Below are 14,832 nucleotides of genomic sequence, written 5' to 3' on the forward strand. Positions count from 1 at the left end.
TCGATGCGCTTATTTGCAGCGCGTCGCGGCTTCGTCGGTCGCGGCGGTAAAGCCGATGAGCGAGAACGTGTCCTCGGTCCGGGTGCCGCGTCCGGACTGGCCGGTCAGCTTCACATCGGCGCCCGCCTTCATCGCGGCGATGATCTTGGCGTCCTCGTCGGGCGAGCCCGCCCATGCGCCTTCGCCATCGGTGAAGAGCGTAAAGGCATTGCCGCCAACGTTCAACTCGACGGTCGAGCCCTTGGCAAACGGATAGCCGCCCATGAAGGACACTTCGCCCGGCTTGCCCTGACGATAGGTCACGAACAGCAGGATGTCGCCACGGCGCACCTGCACCGGCTTGCCGTCCTTGGTGTTGACCGTCTGCTTGGGCGCGGAAACACCCCAGCATTCCTTGGGGCTGCCATCGACAAAGACACTCCAGTCGGTTTCGGCGGCCACGCGATTGGTGCTTTGCTGCGCCATCGCGGGCAGGCCCGCACCGATCACAGCCGCGCCGAGGACCGCACCCGCAACGGTTTTCAGGACGATATTCTTCATGGTTACAGCCTCCAGCTGCCAGATGCCTCTTCCCGCCTTGCGGGCTTCTTCATGCCCTTTTTTCCAATGGCGGATGTGATTTCAACTCGATATCCAACAGATAACGCAAAAGTGCCAAGCGGGGGAAGCCCTCTGGGCGGGATTTCGCGCATGAAAGACAGGAGAAACCCATGGCGGCAGTGCCGATGATCGAGTTGTGGCGGGGCGGAATGCTGGAATCGGTCCATGCGGGCCATGCGGTGATCTTCGGACCCGATGGGATCGAGGCGGCTTGGGGCGACCCCGAGGCCGTGATCTTTCCACGTTCGTCGTGCAAGATGCTTCAAGCGCTGCCGCTCTTGGAAAGTGGTGCCGCCGATGCGGCGGGTCTGGGTGACGCGCAGCTTGCGCTGGCCTGCGCAAGCCATTCCGGCGGCGGCATCCATACGCGGGCGGTGGAGGCGTGGTTGAACGGGCTTGGCATGGCCGAGGGCGATCTACGCTGCGGGGTCCATATGCCGTGGGACAAGGATGAGAACAAACGCCTCACCTGTTCCGAGGGCGCACCCTGCCAGCTCCATAACAACTGCTCTGGCAAGCATGCGGGCTTCCTGACGCTGAACCGGCACCTGCGAGGCGGCTCGGAATATGTCGAGATCGACCACCCGGTGCAAAAAGCTGCGCGGGCGGCCTTTGAAGAGGTCGTCGGGGAAACCGCACCGCATTGGGGGATCGACGGGTGCTCGGCCCCGAACTTCGCTTGCACGGTGACGGGACTGGCGCGCGCGATGCAGTTCTTTGCCGCCGCCAACCCCGATGGCGATGCCCGCCAGTCGGCCGCCGCACGCCTGACGCGCGCGATGATGGCCTTCCCGGAACTTGTGGCGGGCGAAGGCCGCGCCTGCACGGAACTGATGCAGGCCTGCGCTGGACAGGCCGCCGTCAAGACCGGGGCCGAGGCTGTGTTCATCGCGATCCTGCCGGGCCAGAGCCGGGGTATCGCGCTCAAGATCGTCGATGGCGGCACTCGCGCCGCCGAGGCCGCGATTGCCGCGCTTCTGGTGCGCTGTGGCGTGCTCGACCCCGCCCACCCCGCCTTCGACAAGCGCCTGCCCAGCGCGCAGAAGAACTGGCGCGGGTTCACCTATGGCGAGATGCGTCTGGCACCGGGTTTCGGCTGATCGCTTTCATCAAACCCGCACTACGCCCGCCGGAGGCATCGGCCCCAACGCGCGCGCAGCCCCGGTTACAGCAGGTCCCAGATCAGCCGGATCGCCAGGAGCGTCGAGGTCGTGACCAGAAGCGGCTTGATGATCCGGGCGCCCACGCGGATAGCGAGCCGAGCACCAAGCCGCGCGCCCGCCATCTGCGCCAGCCCCATCGCCAGACCCATCACCCACCACGGCGCGCCAAACACAGCAAATCCCGCCAGCCCGCCGATATTCGACGCAAAGTTCAAGAGTTTGGTATGCGCCGTCGCCTTGAGCACGCCGTAACCCGCGAGCGTCACGAAACCGATCATGAAGAACGCGCCCGTGCCCGGCCCGATCAGCCCGTCATAGAACCCGATCAGCGGCACGACGAAAGCGGTGAAGGCCGCAGGCGTCATGCGCTGCACACGATCGGTATCGTCCAGCCCTTTTCGGAACGCAAAGAAGGCCGCGATCGCGATCAGGATCACCGGCAGCGCATAGCGTAACCCTTCGGTCGGGATCACTGAGACTAGCATCGCCCCGATCAGCCCCGCCAGACCCGAGAGCGCCGCCGCCCCGATCTGCGGGCGGAGCCGCACGTGACCCGAGCGGGCATAAGAAATCGCCGCCGTCGCTGCACCGAACGCGCCCTGCACCTTGTTGGTCGAAAGCGCCTCGAGCGGGCTTGCCCCGGCGAGCAAAAGAACCGGCAGCGTGATCAGCCCGCCACCGCCCGCGATACTATCCACGAACCCGGCAGCAAAGGCCGCCGCGATCAGCATCAGGGCAAGGTCGAGCGAGACTTCGAACATCGGGCGCGGCATCCAGAAAGGTGTCGGCTTTCTTCCTCTGCCGCCGGGTCAAAGTAAACCCCGCTTGTGAGGTGCAGCCCGCCCGACTAGGCTGGCCCGAGTGACCAAGGACCCGCGCGTGCCCTATTCCGCCCTGACAGCCTATTGCGCCCCGGCGCGACCCCGCTCCGAGATCTGGCGGCTGCTCGTCGGGCTTGTGGGTATCGTCGTGCTTTATCTCGGTCTGAACTGGCTGGCCCTCGCTTACGTGCTCAGCCACCTGCCCCCCTTTCGCGCGGCTTCGGTGCTGCAAACATTGGCTGCGGGCAGCTCTCCCGAGGGGCTGATGATGCTCTTGGCGACCTTCGTGCCTATGGCGGCGGCGGTGATCTTCGTCACCCGCGCGCTCCATGACCGCGCGGGCGGGACGCTGTTTGGCGCGCAGGCATGGACAAACGCGCGGCGCGTCGCGGCACCCCTGATCGCGCTGGCCGTGCTGCTTTTGCCGCTGGCGTTGTTGAACCCTGATGTGGGAAATGCGGGGACGCTCGCGCAAAGCCTGCGCTGGATGCCGCTCGCGCTGCCGCTTCTGGCGATCCAGATCGGCGCCGAGGAGCTGGTGTTTCGCGGCTACATGCTGCAACAGCTCGCCGCGCGCACGACCAACCCGATCCTCTGGATGGTGGTGCCCTCGGCACTCTTCGGCGCGCTGCATTATTCCACCGCCGATTTCGGCGCCAATGCGATCTGGCCCGCGCTTTGGGCCTTTGGGTTCGGCTGCCTCGCCGCCGACCTCACGGCACGCACCGGCAATCTTGGTGCTGCACTGGGGCTGCATTTCGCAACCAATTTTTCGGCCATGTTTCTGGTCGGGCTTTACGGACAGCTTGACGGGCTTGCGCTTTACACCGTGGTCATCAACACCCGCGACACCGCCATGCTTGCGCCCTACATGGCCATCGACGCGATTGCGGTGCTGGTCTCCTGGCTCCTCGCCCGGGTGATCTTGCGCGTCTGATTGCAATTCCCGGCCAGCAGGCTTATCTGGGGCGAACGTCACGTCAGCAAGGGGCCGCAGACCGATGAACTGGATCTCGAACTACGTCCGACCCAAGATCAACTCGCTGTTCTCGCGCCGCGATACGCCCGAGAACCTGTGGACCAAATGCCCCGAATGCGGGACGATGCTGTTTCACCGCGAGCTGTCGGACAACCTGAACGTCTGCACCAATTGCGACCACCACATGGCGATCACGCCGCGCGCGCGCTTCGAAGCGCTGTTTGACGGCGGCATCTTCGCCGAGGTGAAAGTCCCCGAACCGATCGCCGATCCGCTGCATTTCAAGGATCAGAAAAAATATCCCGACCGGATGAAATCGGCGCAGAAATCGACCGGTGAGAAAGAGGCGATGCTGGTCGCCGAGGGTGAGATCGGGCGCACGCCGATCATCGCGGCCGGGCAGGATTTCAGCTTCATGGGCGGCTCCATGGGCATGTATGTCGGCAATGCGATCATCGCCGCCGCCGAACGCGCGGTGAAGCTCAAGCGCCCGCTGGTTCTGTTCTCGGCCGCCGGTGGCGCGCGGATGCAAGAGGGCATCCTCTCGCTCATGCAAATGCCGCGCACCACGGTTGCGGTCGAAATGCTGCGCGAGGCGAACCTGCCTTACATCGTCGTCCTCACCCACCCGACCACCGGGGGCGTGACCGCGTCTTATGCGATGCTGGGAGATGTGCAGATCGCGGAACCCAACGCGCTGATCTGCTTTGCCGGCCCGCGCGTGATCGAACAGACGATCCGCGAGAAACTCCCCGAGGGCTTCCAGCGCGCCGAATACCTGCTCGATCACGGGATGCTCGACCGGGTGACCCACCGCACGAAAATGCGCGAGGAACTCATCACCATTCTGCGGATGCTGATGGGACTGCCGCCGGCGGTCGCGGGCGACCTGCCCAAGCCCGACAAGGCCGAAGCCCCCGCCAAGGCCGAATAAGCCTTTCATCCAACCTGAAATAGTCCGGGGGTCCGGGGGCAGCGCCCCGGCCTCGCCTCTCCAGAGGTGCCGCCATGACCGAAGCTTCCGATACGATACTCGCGCGGCTGATGACGCTGCATCCCAAGGTGATTGACCTGACGCTCGACCGGCTGGAGCGTCTGCTGGCCGCACTCGGCCATCCTGAACGCTCGATCCCGCCCGCGATCCATATCGCCGGAACCAATGGCAAGGGCTCGACCCAAGCGATGATCCGCGCGGGGCTGGAAGCGATGGGCAAGGAGGTTCACGCCTATACCTCGCCGCATCTCGCACGCTTCCATGAACGTATCCGCCTTGCGGGCGAACTGATTTCGGAGCCCGATCTTTCGGCGCTGCTCGACGAGTGCGAGGCCGCGAATGGCGGCGAACCGATCACCTTCTTCGAGATCACCACCGCCGCCGCCTTCCTCGCCTTCTCCCGCACCACCGCCGATTACACGCTGCTCGAGGTCGGGCTTGGCGGGCGGCTCGATGCGACCAATGTGATTGAGGCGCCCGCGCTGACGATTATCACACCGGTCTCGATCGACCACACGCAATTCCTTGGCGAAACGCTGCCGGAAATCGCGGGCGAGAAGGCCGGGATCATCAAGCGCGGCGTTCCGGTTATCGTCGGCCCGCAGGACGAGGCCGGTCTCGAGGTGATCGAGGCGCGCGCCGCACGGCTTGGCGCGCCCGTCCTCGCCTATGGGCAGCATTGGCATGCTTTCGAGGAGCGCGGGCGGCTGATCTTCCAGGATGAGACCGGGTTGCTCGATCTGCCGCTGCCGAACCTGCCGGGGCCGCATCAGATCATGAACGCGGGCGCGGCGCTGGCTGCGCTCCGCGCGCTTGGCGCCAATGAGGCCGCCTGCGAGGCCGCCGTGACCCGCGCCGAATGGCCCGCCCGGATGCAACGCCTGCGCCACGGCCCTCTGGTCGAGGCCGCAGCCCCTGCCGAGTTGTGGCTCGACGGCGGGCATAACCCGGCGGGCGGGATCGCGGTCGCTGCGACGCTTGCGCGGATGCCCGCGCGGCCCACGCATCTGATCTGCGGAATGCTGAACACCAAGGATGTGACCGGCTACATGCGCCCGCTGGCCACTATCGCCGCGAGCCTGACCGCCGTCGAAATTCCGGGCGAGCCGAACACGCTCCCGGCTGCGCAGACCGAGGCCGCCGCCCGCGCCGCAGGATTTGCGCAGACCTCGCAGGCCGCTTCGGTCGACGCGGCGATCCGCACGATCACCGAGGCCGATCCGAATGCCCGCATCCTGATCTGCGGTTCGCTCTACCTCGCAGGACGTATCCTGCAACAGAATGGCTGATCGTCAGTCTGCCCGAAATATCCCGGGGTGAATTCGGCGCAGCCGAAGAGGGGCAGCGCCCCTATCCTGCGCGCTCCGCACCCCATTCGGCACCCTGCATCTCGCGCAGACGGCTTGCGGTGCGCTCGAACTCGAAGCTGCCTTCGCCCTCGGTATAAAGCCGCTCCGGCTCGTCGGCGGCAGAGCAGATCAGCCGCACCTTGGCCTCGTAGAGCGCGTCGATCAACGTCACGAAGCGCTTGGCCTCGTTGAAGTTCGAGGATGACAGATGCGGGATGTCATCGACCATGAGCACACGCACCGCCCCCGCGATGGCAAGGTAATCCCCCGGCCCAAGCATCCGCCCGCACAGATCCCAGAAGGACGCGCGCCCGACTCCGTTGTGAAAATGCTCGATCACCACATCGCGGTTCTTCACGTTGAGCACCAGCCGCGTGGTCTCATCATGGCCGGTAAGCTCATCCCAAAGGGCATTCATCGCCTCGCTGGCGACACGCCCGATCGGATGGAAATAGACCTGCGCGCCTTGCAGCCGGTGCTGGCGGTAATCGGTTTCCGACTCGATCTCCTGCACGTCGAGCTGATCTCGGATCACCTCGATGAAGGGCAGGAAAAGCTGGCGGTTGAGCCCGTTCTTATAAAGATCCTCGGGCACCCTGTTCGAGGTCGTGACCACCGTCACGCCCAGATCGAAGAGCGTCTGGAACAGCCGCCCCACGATCATCGCGTCGGCAATATCGGTGATCTGCATCTCATCGAAACACAACAGCCGCACCGAGGCCGCGACCTCTTCGGCCACAGGCTTGAGCGCATCTTGCACGTTCGACTTGCGGGCCTCGTGCAGCTTGGCCTGAATTTCCTGCATGAAGGCATGGAAATGGACGCGGCGCTTGGGTGTCCGGGTCGCCTCGCAAAACAGATCCATCAGCATGGACTTGCCGCGCCCGACCCCGCCCCAGAGATAGAGCCCGCGCACGGCCTCGGGGCGCTGGCGCGAGAACCGCCCGAACAGGCCGGGTTTGGCGACCGGCGCCTCCAGCCCCGCGCGCACGGTTTCAAGCAACGGCAACAGCGCGCGCTGCGCGGCATCTGCGTGCAGCGTGCCCTCGGCCACGCGGGCGTCGTAGATCTCGGTCAGGGTCTGTCTCATGGGATTTCGATAGCGCGCCAGGGCGGGATTGAAAAGCCGCCGCGATTGCACGACGATCAGATCAGGAGGAGATAGACATGTCCCATGACCTGCCTGTGCTTGGCGCGGCGCTGAGCCTTGATATGCTGGCGCGGCATCGCGATTGGGTGCTGGGCGCCCAGCGCGATCTGGAGTTGCAAAGCTTCTGCTGGCCGAACACGCCCGAGCAGGATTTCCCCGAGATGATCGCGCGGGCGAAGACGCTGCTCGACGGCCATACCGGGCGGCGCGGGCTGCATGGGCCGTTCCAATCCTTCAGCATCGACTGCGCCGATCCCGAGATCGCCGCCGTGATCCAGCGCCGGATGATCCGTACGCTGGAGATATGCGAGGAGCTAGGCGCCGATCAGATGGTGATCCATTCGCCCTACGGCATCTGGAACGGGGCGGATGATGCGGTCAAACCCTCGGCGGCGATCATGCGGATCGAGCGGGTGCGCTTTGTCCTGAGTCCAGTCATAAAGCGTGCCGAGGCGGCCGGGATCACACTGGTTCTGGAGAATTGCGAGGATCAGGACGCGGGGGCACGGGTGGCTCTGGCGCGCGCTCTGAAAAGCCCCAACGTGAAGGTCTCGCTGGATACCGGCCATGCTTACTTCATGCACCGGATCGGTAAGGCGCCCCCGGTCGATGCGTTCGTCTATGCGGCGGGCGCGATGCTTGAGCATGTCCATCTTCAGGACATGGACGGGCAGGCAGACCGGCACTGGCATCCGGGCGAAGGCGAAATTCATTGGCACGCCGTGTTCAAGGCCTTGCGGTCGGTTCCGAAGATGCCGCGGCTGATCCTTGAGGTGAATGACGAGTTGGCGGTGACCAAGGGTGCGGAATGGCTCGCGGCGCAAGGCTTGGCGCTCTAGGGTCTGCGCTTGAGATAGCCGCCGCCTTGGCATAGGCTCCGCAGCGCAGCGAAATCCCGGAGAACAGATATGTCCCAAGCCACCCCGCAACGCCTTCACCTCGTCTTTGGCGGCGAGCTGGTCGATCCGCAGCGCACCGAGTTCAAGGATGTGGACGCGATCCACATGGTCGGGATCTATCCGAATTACGCCGAGGCGTATAACGCCTGGAAAGCCGAGGCGCAGCGCACCGTGGACGACGCGCATACCCGCTATTTCATCGCCCATCTGCATCGCCTGCGCGATGAAGAGGCTGCGGCCTCGGCGACCGAAGAACTGGGCTGATCGGCCCCTTCGGATCATGTCCCCGACGCTCAAGCAGGGTCTGCGCTCCGCGCTCGGCGGCTGGCGAAAGCCGGGGCAGCCCGTCCCGGCCCGCGCGCCGTATCAGCGCATGCCGGGACCGCTGATCTGGATTTGCCATGAGAGCGTCGATCGCAGCGGGGCCGCGCTTTTGGCCCGGCTGCTCCTGCGCCAGCGCGACACGGTTCAGATCGTCCTGAGCACGCTCTCCCCCGAGAGTGATAGCAGCGCAGACGGCCCCGCGCCGGATCAACGGGTGCAGCGGATTGATCCGGTCCCCGAAGAGGCCAACCTCCTGCGCGAGCAGATCGAGGCCCTGCGCCCGGATCTGGTTGTGGTGATGGGCAGCGCGCTTCCCGGTGCACTGATCCGTAGCTGTCATGCCGCAGGCATCGCGGTGGTGCTGGCTGACGCCCGCCCGCCCGCGCAGCAGCCGGGCTTTATCGGGCGGCGTCAGCGCACGGCGCTCTTGGCGCTTGCCTGTCGGATCATCGCGCGCGATCCCGAAAGCGCGCAGGCGCTGCGGCGGGAGGGGGCGTCGAGTGCGCGGCTCGAACTTGGCGGGGAGCTTGTGGAACCGGCGGAACCGCTGCCTTGCTCCGAGACCGAGCGCGCCTCTTTCGTGGCGCTCACACGCACGCGGCCGATCTGGTTGGCGGCGGGGCTGCCGGAGGAGGAACTCGAACTGGTTCTCTCCGCGCATACCCATGCGCTGCGCCATGCGCATCGGATGCTGCTGCTGCTTGCCCCCGATACCGAGGGTGACGCGGTGGAACTGGCGGAGCGACTGTCGCAGAGCGGCTGGTCGGTGGCCCGGCGCACGCTGGAAGGCGAGCCGGATGAGGATATCCAGATCTTCATCGCAGACGATCCGATGGAATACGGGCTTTGGTATCGGCTTGCGCCCGTGTGCTACATGGGCGGAACCTTGACCGGAGAGGGCGCGCATCCGCGCTCGCCGATGGAGCCGGCGGCGCTTGGTTCCGCGATCATTCACGGGCCACGGCTGGGGCGCTTCGAGGCCGAGTATACCCGACTGGGCGAGGCGCGCGCTGCGCGCAAGACGGGCAATGCCACGGCGCTTGGCGAGGCGGTGGCGGACCTGATCGCGCCGGACCGGGCGGCGATCCTCGCGCATAACGCATGGGCGGTGAGTTCGGTCGGCGCGGGGGCGGCTGAGTCAGTGGCGCGTGCCGTTCTCGAAGAACTGGACCGCGCGACTGCCGGGAGGAAAAGCTGATGGGGGCGCCTTTGTTCTGGTTCACCCCACCTGAAGCCCCAGGCTGGCAAGCGCGGCTTCTCGCGCCGCTGGGCGCGCTTTATGCGGCCGCGACCGCGCGACGGGTGCGCCAGCCGGGCGTGAAGCTGCCCGTGCCGGTGATCTGCGTCGGCAATATCAATGCGGGCGGCACCGGAAAGACGCCCACGGTCATCGCGCTCGTTCAGCATCTGATGATGCGCGGGGTGACGGCGCATGTTGTCAGCCGAGGCCATGGCGGCAGCCTGCAAGGCCCGGTCCGCGTCGATGAGCGCCGCCATAGCGCCGCCGAGACCGGGGACGAGCCGCTGCTGATCTCGGCTTTCGCGCCGACCTGGGTCGCCAAGGATCGTGCGGCAGGCGCGCAGGCGGCGGTCGAGGCGGGCGCGCAGGTGATCGTCCTCGATGACGGGCACCAGAACCCTGCACTGGTCAAGGACCTCTCCATCGTCGTGGTCGATGCGGTCAAGGGCTTTGGCAACGGGCGTTGCCTGCCCGCCGGGCCGCTGCGCGAACCCGTCGACAAGGGTCTCGCCCGCGCCGATCTGCTGCTTTCGATCGGGACACCGGGCGCGCAGGCGGAGTTCGCCGCGCGGTGGGGTGCGCAGATCGCGGTGCCGCATCTGACAGGGCAGTTGGAGCCCTTGCAAACCGGGATGGACTGGGAGGGGCAGCGGGTGCTGGCCTTTGCGGGTATCGGGCATCCCGAGAAGTTCTTTGCGACGCTGCGCGGCTTGGGGGCAGAGGTACTGCGCGGCGAGGCGCTGGAGGATCACCAGCCGTTTGAGCCGCAACTGCTCACCCGGCTGGAGACCGAGGCGCGGATGCTCGGCGCGCAGATGGTAACCACCGAGAAAGACGCTGTCCGCCTCCCCGAGAGCTTCCGGCCCAAGGTCCTGGCGCTGCCCGTGCGGCTGCAACTGGCCGATCCCGCCCCGCTGAATGCGGCGCTGGAGCGGATGGGCTTGTGAAAAAGGCCGGGAAAACCCCCGGCCTTTCTTTTGAATTTCGCGCCGATCAGAGCTTTGCGTCGAGGATCGCTTTCAGCTCTTCGTAGCTCATGTTCGAGTGCTTCTGCCCGTCGATCACAAGCGTGGGCGTCGCATTGATGTCATCCGCACCGGCGTTGGTCTGGTAGGTGGTGATCATGCGCTGGACCATTTCCTGATCGTTCAGGCAGGCCTCGATCTGGTCTTTGCCCAGCCCGGCCTTGAGGCCCAGCTTGCGCAGGTTATCGGCGATCGTGGTCTGCTGGCCGTCGCCGATCCACTCGCTTTGCGTGTCGTAGATCATCCCCGAAATCGCATAGTAGCGCGGCGCGCCGCCGCATTGCGCGATCTGCCCGGCCCAAACGCCGAACTTGTCGAAATAGACCTCGCGGTGGATGAACTTGACCTTGCCGCTATCGACATAGTCGCGCTTGAGTTTGCTCAGCACATCCTTGTGGAAATCGGCACAGTGCGGGCAGGTGTAGGAGGCGTATTCGATCACGGTGATCGGTGCGTCCTCTTGGCCGAGAACGTAATCGGGCAGAAGCTCGGCGGTGGCGGCCTCGGCGCTGCTTGCGATGGTGGTGGCCAGCGCGGTCTCGGTGGTGGCGCCGCGTTGCGACACGAAGGCCCCGCCCGCGACGATGGCGGCGGCGGCAAGGCCCCCGAGGATGTAGGTCACTTTGCTCATGTATCTGCCTTTCTGTTCGCGGCGCGTCCTGCCTGTTTGGATAGGACGTTCTCTGCCAGTTGTTCAAGCGCGGCCCGCAGGCCGGGATCGGTGGCGCCCTTGGCCGTCTCATGGGCCGCGGCACGGATTTCGGGGGCGGGCTCTTTGGGCGCGGGCTTGGGGGCGGGGGCGAATTGCGCCTGCCCCTCGGCAAAGCCCATCGGCGCGGTCTGCGTCAATACCACGCGCGAAATCGCGTTGTAGCCGTAGCAGGCGTTGACCTTTTCGCGGATTTTCGGGAGCTGCATTTGCAACATCGGCGCAGAGGCCCCGGTGGTCAGAAGCGTGAGCGTCGCGCCAAAACCGCCCTTGGCATAGCCGATCTTGACCGGGCGGGTCTGCGCGGCGATCTCAGCGCCGACAACCTCGGCCCAATGCGTCAGCAGGCGCGAGACCGCGAATCCCCGCGCTTCGCCCACGGCCCGCACGCTCTCGCGCAGCAGGCCCGAGGCAGGCTCGAAGCCGCGCATTCGGCGCTGCGGCTTGGGGGGTGTGGGTGTCTTCTGCGCCATGGCGGTGATTGCGGGCCTGTCATTCCGAAACTCGGTCGCTATCTTAGGCCCCTGAGGCGGCAATGCCAGAGGAATGGGCCGGGCGGAGACATAAAGATTGCGTGACGGTAAAGAGAGCAGAATTGGGACGGCACTTCTGGCGTGGTATGACCGCGAGGCGCGGGTGATGCCGTGGCGCACCGGCCCCGAGGCATGGCGCGCGGGCGAGCGGCCGGACCCCTATCGCGTCTGGCTCTCGGAGGTGATGCTGCAACAGACCACGGTGGCCGCCGTGCGCGACTACTTTCGCCGGTTCACCGCGCGCTGGCCGGATGTGCATGCGCTGGCCGCTGCCGCGGATGCCGATGTGATGGCGGAATGGGCTGGGCTTGGCTACTACGCCCGCGCCCGGAACCTTTTGAAATGCGCGCGGGTGGTGTCACACGATTTGGATGGGCGCTTTCCCGAAACGGTCGAAGAGTTGCGCAAGCTGCCGGGCATTGGGCCCTATACGGCGGGGGCGATTGCCGCGATTGCGTTCGATGCACCTGCGGTCGTAGTTGACGGCAATGTCGAGCGGGTGGTCGCGCGGATTTTCGCCGTCACCGATCCGCTGCCGGGCGTCAAACCCGAACTGACCCGGCTCGCGGAATGCCTCACCCCGCAGGAGCGCCCCGGCTGCCATGCGCAAGCAATGATGGATCTGGGGGCCACGATCTGCTCGCCGCGTAATCCGGCCTGCGGTTTGTGTCCGGTGCGGGTGGACTGCGCGGGCTATGACGCGGGGCTACAGGCAGAGCTGCCACGCAAGGCGCCCAAGCCCGAGAAACCCGTGCGACGCGGCTTCGCCTATGTCGCGGTGGGCCCCGCTGGCGGCGTGCTGTTGGAGCGCCGCCCCGAAAAGGGTCTTTTGGGCGGCACGCTGGGCTTTCCCGGCTCTGACTGGTGCGAGGCCCCCGACCCCGCGCCGCCCTTCGCCGCCGACTGGCAAGAGGCCGGAAGCCTGCGCCACACATTCACGCATTTCCATCTCGACCTGACGGTGATGGTGGCCCGCGCAGCACGTCCGGGCATGACCCCAAAGGCACAGTTCCGACCTGCCGATCTGCCGACCTTGATGCGGAAGGCCTGGAACATTGCGGAAGCTGCGATTTCGTCGCAGCAGGGATGATTGCGCGCGCTCGTGCGGACGCTATCATCGCGGCGCGCGCATGAGCGAGGTCCAAGATGTCCACCCCCGAAGAAATCCGCCGCCCCAGTCACGCGCTGCCGTTCTGGCTCTCGCTTGCGACAATTCCATTTGTGGCGATCGAGGCTTGGTTCGGCGGCTGGACCTTGATTTTGCTGCCGCTGTTCGCTTGGTGGGTGGTGACCGGGATCGACCAGATCGTCGGTCGCAATACCGATCAGCCCGATGTCGAAACGCCGGATGAGGCCCTGTTCCTCTATCGCCTCATCACCATGATCTGGCTGCCGATTCAGATCGTCGTGATCTACGGGACGATCTGGTGGGTGGTGCGAAGCGATCATCTCAACGCTCTGGAGATCGCGGCGCTGATGTTTGGCGTGGGCGTGATCTCGGGGACGATCGGGATCGTCTATGCCCATGAGTTGCTGCACCAGAAGAACCGGCTGGAGCGCTGGCTGGGCGATCTGTTGCTTGCGACGGTTCTCTATTCGCATTTCCGGACCGAGCATCTCCTGGTGCATCACCTCTGGGTCGGCACGCCCCGCGATGCGGTGACCGCGCGCTATAATGAGGGCTTCCATCGTTTCTTCCTGCGCGTACTGCGCGAATGTCCGGCCAGCGCATGGACCGCAGAGCGGCTGATGCTGAAACGTGCGGGGCGTCCCGTGTGGCACCGATCCAACCCGTTCTGGCGTTACGCGGCGCTTCAGGCACTTGCGCTCTTGGCGGCGTGGCTGGTTGGCGGCTGGGCGGGGATCGGGCTGTTCGCCCTGCAAGCCTTCTTCGCAGTCTGGCAACTCGAACTGACGAATTATGTCGAGCATTACGGGCTGACCCGGCTTTACAAAGGCGAGGGACGCTATGAGCCGGTCCGGCCGCACCATTCGTGGAATGCCGATTTCGCGGCGTCGAACTGGCTGCTGATCAACTTGCAGCGCCATTCGGATCATCATTACAAACCCGACCGGCGATTCCCGTTGCTTCAGACTTATGAGGCTGACGAAGCCCCTCAATTGCCGTTCGGCTACCCGGCGATGGCGGCCATGGCGATGGTCCCGCCGCTCTGGCGTCGTCGGATGAACCCCCGCGTTCGGGCGTGGCGTGCAAAGTTCTACCCGCAGGTTACGGACTGGACGCCCTACAATAATGGCAAGACCGAAATGCCGCGCGGGTCTGTCTGAGCGCGCTCAGGTGACGACCCGCAGGGTCAGGTTGATCCGACCGCCCTTGGGCAGAAGCGTCGAGGTGCCCGGCGCGATCCGGTCGATGCCATGATAGAGCAGGCGCGCCTCGCCCCCCATCACCATCACATCTCCCGACCTGAGCCAGAGGCTTTGCGTCTTGCCGCCGCGCGTCTCGTTGCCGATGCGGAAAAGCCCGTCATCACCGAGGCTGATCGAGACTACGGGCTGCGCGAAATCGGCCTCGTCTCGGTCCTGATGGAGCCCCATTCGCGCGCCCTCGGCGTAGAAGTTGACAAGACAGCATTCGGGCGCGCGCTCGGTGCCCGAGACCGCCTTCCAGATGCGCAAGATGCTGTCGGGGATGGCGGGCCACGGTGTGCCGCCCGGATGGGTCTCGCTGTAGCGGTAGCCACTTCGGTCCGAGACCCAGCCGAACCGCCCCGCAGAGGTCATCCGCACCGACATCGGCTTGCCATAAGGGGTCATCGGGGAAAACAGCGGCGCCTCGGCCACCACCCTGCGCAGATCGGCGACAATCTGCGCCTGCTCAACGGGCGAAAGCCAGCCGGGATAGTGCAGAAAGCCCCGGATTTCGGTCGGTTCGGGGCGACTTTCCGGCAGATCGGCGGATTCCGACATTTTGAGGCAATCTTCCTGGGCTTGGGGTTCTTGCAGGGGCTTGGACCCCTCCTTATATACGCCGGGAAGCCTTGATCGGACAGTGTTCGGTCGGGGAAATCCAAACCGTAACCCT

At 65.5% G+C, this 14,832-nt stretch carries 16 protein-coding genes; 10 read left to right on the top strand and 6 right to left on the bottom strand.

What is annotated here, in order from left to right; genetic code table 11:
* Positions 1-9: 9 nt before the first annotated feature.
* Positions 10-540: an invasion associated locus B family protein gene (locus P0X85_RS07650; protein ID WP_420851802.1), complete on the bottom strand. Its 531-nt coding sequence runs from the start codon at positions 538-540 to the stop codon at positions 10-12.
* 170 nt (positions 541-710) lie between these two features.
* Between P0X85_RS07650 and P0X85_RS07655 the strand changes: the two genes are divergently transcribed.
* Positions 711-1,700, top strand: a complete 990-nt coding sequence (locus P0X85_RS07655) for an asparaginase (protein ID WP_275811084.1) — start codon at positions 711-713, stop codon at positions 1,698-1,700.
* A gap of 65 nt (positions 1,701-1,765) precedes the next feature.
* Here the strand turns inward: P0X85_RS07655 and P0X85_RS07660 are convergent, their stop codons facing one another.
* Positions 1,766-2,524: a TSUP family transporter gene (locus P0X85_RS07660; protein ID WP_275811089.1), complete on the bottom strand. Its 759-nt coding sequence runs from the start codon at positions 2,522-2,524 to the stop codon at positions 1,766-1,768.
* A 100-nt stretch (positions 2,525-2,624) separates the two neighbouring features.
* Here P0X85_RS07660 and P0X85_RS07665 point away from each other — a divergent pair, with 100 nt between their 5' ends.
* The 3 genes from P0X85_RS07665 to P0X85_RS07675 all read left to right on the top strand — a co-directional run bounded on the left by P0X85_RS07665 (position 2,625) and on the right by P0X85_RS07675 (position 5,846).
* Positions 2,625-3,521, top strand: a complete 897-nt coding sequence (locus tag P0X85_RS07665) for a CPBP family intramembrane glutamic endopeptidase (protein WP_275811092.1) — start codon at positions 2,625-2,627, stop codon at positions 3,519-3,521.
* A gap of 64 nt (positions 3,522-3,585) precedes the next feature.
* On the top strand, positions 3,586-4,497 hold the full coding sequence (gene accD, locus P0X85_RS07670) for an acetyl-CoA carboxylase, carboxyltransferase subunit beta (RefSeq protein ID WP_275811095.1): 912 nt from the start codon (positions 3,586-3,588) through the stop codon (positions 4,495-4,497).
* 74 nt (positions 4,498-4,571) lie between these two features.
* Positions 4,572-5,846 (top strand): bifunctional folylpolyglutamate synthase/dihydrofolate synthase, encoded by a 1,275-nt coding sequence (locus tag P0X85_RS07675; protein WP_275811098.1) that lies wholly within the window; start codon positions 4,572-4,574, stop codon positions 5,844-5,846.
* Positions 5,847-5,907: 61 nt separating this feature from the next.
* On the opposite strand, the gene zapE is transcribed toward P0X85_RS07675, so the two are convergent.
* Complete coding sequence (gene zapE, locus P0X85_RS07680) at positions 5,908-6,996, bottom strand: cell division protein ZapE (RefSeq protein WP_275811101.1); 1,089 nt, start codon at positions 6,994-6,996, stop codon at positions 5,908-5,910.
* Between the two features lie 77 nt (positions 6,997-7,073).
* Between zapE and P0X85_RS07685 the strand changes: the two genes are divergently transcribed.
* From P0X85_RS07685 to lpxK, 4 genes are all read left to right on the top strand, one after another.
* On the top strand, positions 7,074-7,895 hold the full coding sequence (locus P0X85_RS07685; protein ID WP_275811104.1) for a sugar phosphate isomerase/epimerase family protein: 822 nt from the start codon (positions 7,074-7,076) through the stop codon (positions 7,893-7,895).
* Between the two features lie 69 nt (positions 7,896-7,964).
* Positions 7,965-8,219, top strand: a complete 255-nt coding sequence (locus P0X85_RS07690) for a DUF4170 domain-containing protein (protein ID WP_275811106.1) — start codon at positions 7,965-7,967, stop codon at positions 8,217-8,219.
* 16 nt (positions 8,220-8,235) lie between these two features.
* Positions 8,236-9,477 (top strand): 3-deoxy-D-manno-octulosonic acid transferase, encoded by a 1,242-nt coding sequence (locus P0X85_RS07695; protein WP_275811110.1) that lies wholly within the window; start codon positions 8,236-8,238, stop codon positions 9,475-9,477.
* Positions 9,477-10,466, top strand: a complete 990-nt coding sequence (gene lpxK / locus P0X85_RS07700) for a tetraacyldisaccharide 4'-kinase (protein ID WP_275811114.1) — start codon at positions 9,477-9,479, stop codon at positions 10,464-10,466. The genes P0X85_RS07695 and lpxK overlap by 1 nt, the downstream gene beginning before the upstream one ends.
* Before the next feature lie 46 nt (positions 10,467-10,512).
* On the opposite strand, the gene P0X85_RS07705 is transcribed toward lpxK, so the two are convergent.
* Both P0X85_RS07705 and P0X85_RS07710 read right to left on the bottom strand, forming a co-directional pair.
* Positions 10,513-11,175, bottom strand: coding sequence for a DsbA family protein (locus tag P0X85_RS07705; RefSeq protein WP_275811117.1), 663 nt, complete (start codon positions 11,173-11,175; stop codon positions 10,513-10,515).
* Positions 11,172-11,684, bottom strand: coding sequence for a DUF721 domain-containing protein (locus P0X85_RS07710; protein ID WP_275811120.1), 513 nt, complete (start codon positions 11,682-11,684; stop codon positions 11,172-11,174). Before P0X85_RS07710 ends, P0X85_RS07705 begins: the two co-directional genes overlap by 4 nt.
* Before the next feature lie 139 nt (positions 11,685-11,823).
* Here P0X85_RS07710 and mutY point away from each other — a divergent pair, with 139 nt between their 5' ends.
* Positions 11,824-12,876, top strand: a complete 1,053-nt coding sequence (gene mutY, locus P0X85_RS07715) for an A/G-specific adenine glycosylase (RefSeq protein ID WP_275811123.1) — start codon at positions 11,824-11,826, stop codon at positions 12,874-12,876.
* A 56-nt stretch (positions 12,877-12,932) separates the two neighbouring features.
* On the top strand, positions 12,933-14,075 hold the full coding sequence (locus tag P0X85_RS07720) for an alkane 1-monooxygenase (RefSeq protein WP_275811126.1): 1,143 nt from the start codon (positions 12,933-12,935) through the stop codon (positions 14,073-14,075).
* 6 nt (positions 14,076-14,081) lie between these two features.
* Here the strand turns inward: P0X85_RS07720 and P0X85_RS07725 are convergent, their stop codons facing one another.
* Positions 14,082-14,717: an alpha-ketoglutarate-dependent dioxygenase AlkB family protein gene (locus P0X85_RS07725; RefSeq protein WP_275811129.1), complete on the bottom strand. Its 636-nt coding sequence runs from the start codon at positions 14,715-14,717 to the stop codon at positions 14,082-14,084.
* Positions 14,718-14,832: the final 115 nt, after the last annotated feature.

The organism is Pseudothioclava nitratireducens (genome assembly GCF_029210495.1).
Classification (GTDB): domain Bacteria; phylum Pseudomonadota; class Alphaproteobacteria; order Rhodobacterales; family Rhodobacteraceae; genus Pseudothioclava; species Pseudothioclava nitratireducens.

Excerpts from the sequence above, each read along its gene's own strand:
- P0X85_RS07650 (WP_420851802.1), bottom strand. The coding sequence starts at position 540 with ATGAAGAATATCGTCCTGAAAACCGTTGCGGGTGCGGTCCTCGGCGCG.
- P0X85_RS07655 (WP_275811084.1), top strand. The coding sequence starts at position 711 with ATGGCGGCAGTGCCGATGATCGAGTTGTGGCGGGGCGGAATGCTGGAA.
- P0X85_RS07660 (WP_275811089.1), bottom strand. The coding sequence starts at position 2,524 with ATGTTCGAAGTCTCGCTCGACCTTGCCCTGATGCTGATCGCGGCGGCC.
- accD (WP_275811095.1), top strand. The coding sequence starts at position 3,586 with ATGAACTGGATCTCGAACTACGTCCGACCCAAGATCAACTCGCTGTTC.
- P0X85_RS07675 (WP_275811098.1), top strand. The coding sequence starts at position 4,572 with ATGACCGAAGCTTCCGATACGATACTCGCGCGGCTGATGACGCTGCAT.
- zapE (WP_275811101.1), bottom strand. The coding sequence starts at position 6,996 with ATGAGACAGACCCTGACCGAGATCTACGACGCCCGCGTGGCCGAGGGC.
- P0X85_RS07685 (WP_275811104.1), top strand. The coding sequence starts at position 7,074 with ATGTCCCATGACCTGCCTGTGCTTGGCGCGGCGCTGAGCCTTGATATG.
- P0X85_RS07690 (WP_275811106.1), top strand. The coding sequence starts at position 7,965 with ATGTCCCAAGCCACCCCGCAACGCCTTCACCTCGTCTTTGGCGGCGAG.
- P0X85_RS07695 (WP_275811110.1), top strand. The coding sequence starts at position 8,236 with ATGTCCCCGACGCTCAAGCAGGGTCTGCGCTCCGCGCTCGGCGGCTGG.
- lpxK (WP_275811114.1), top strand. The coding sequence starts at position 9,477 with ATGGGGGCGCCTTTGTTCTGGTTCACCCCACCTGAAGCCCCAGGCTGG.
- P0X85_RS07705 (WP_275811117.1), bottom strand. The coding sequence starts at position 11,175 with ATGAGCAAAGTGACCTACATCCTCGGGGGCCTTGCCGCCGCCGCCATC.
- P0X85_RS07710 (WP_275811120.1), bottom strand. The coding sequence starts at position 11,684 with ATGCGCGGCTTCGAGCCTGCCTCGGGCCTGCTGCGCGAGAGCGTGCGG.
- P0X85_RS07720 (WP_275811126.1), top strand. The coding sequence starts at position 12,933 with ATGTCCACCCCCGAAGAAATCCGCCGCCCCAGTCACGCGCTGCCGTTC.
- P0X85_RS07725 (WP_275811129.1), bottom strand. The coding sequence starts at position 14,717 with ATGTCGGAATCCGCCGATCTGCCGGAAAGTCGCCCCGAACCGACCGAA.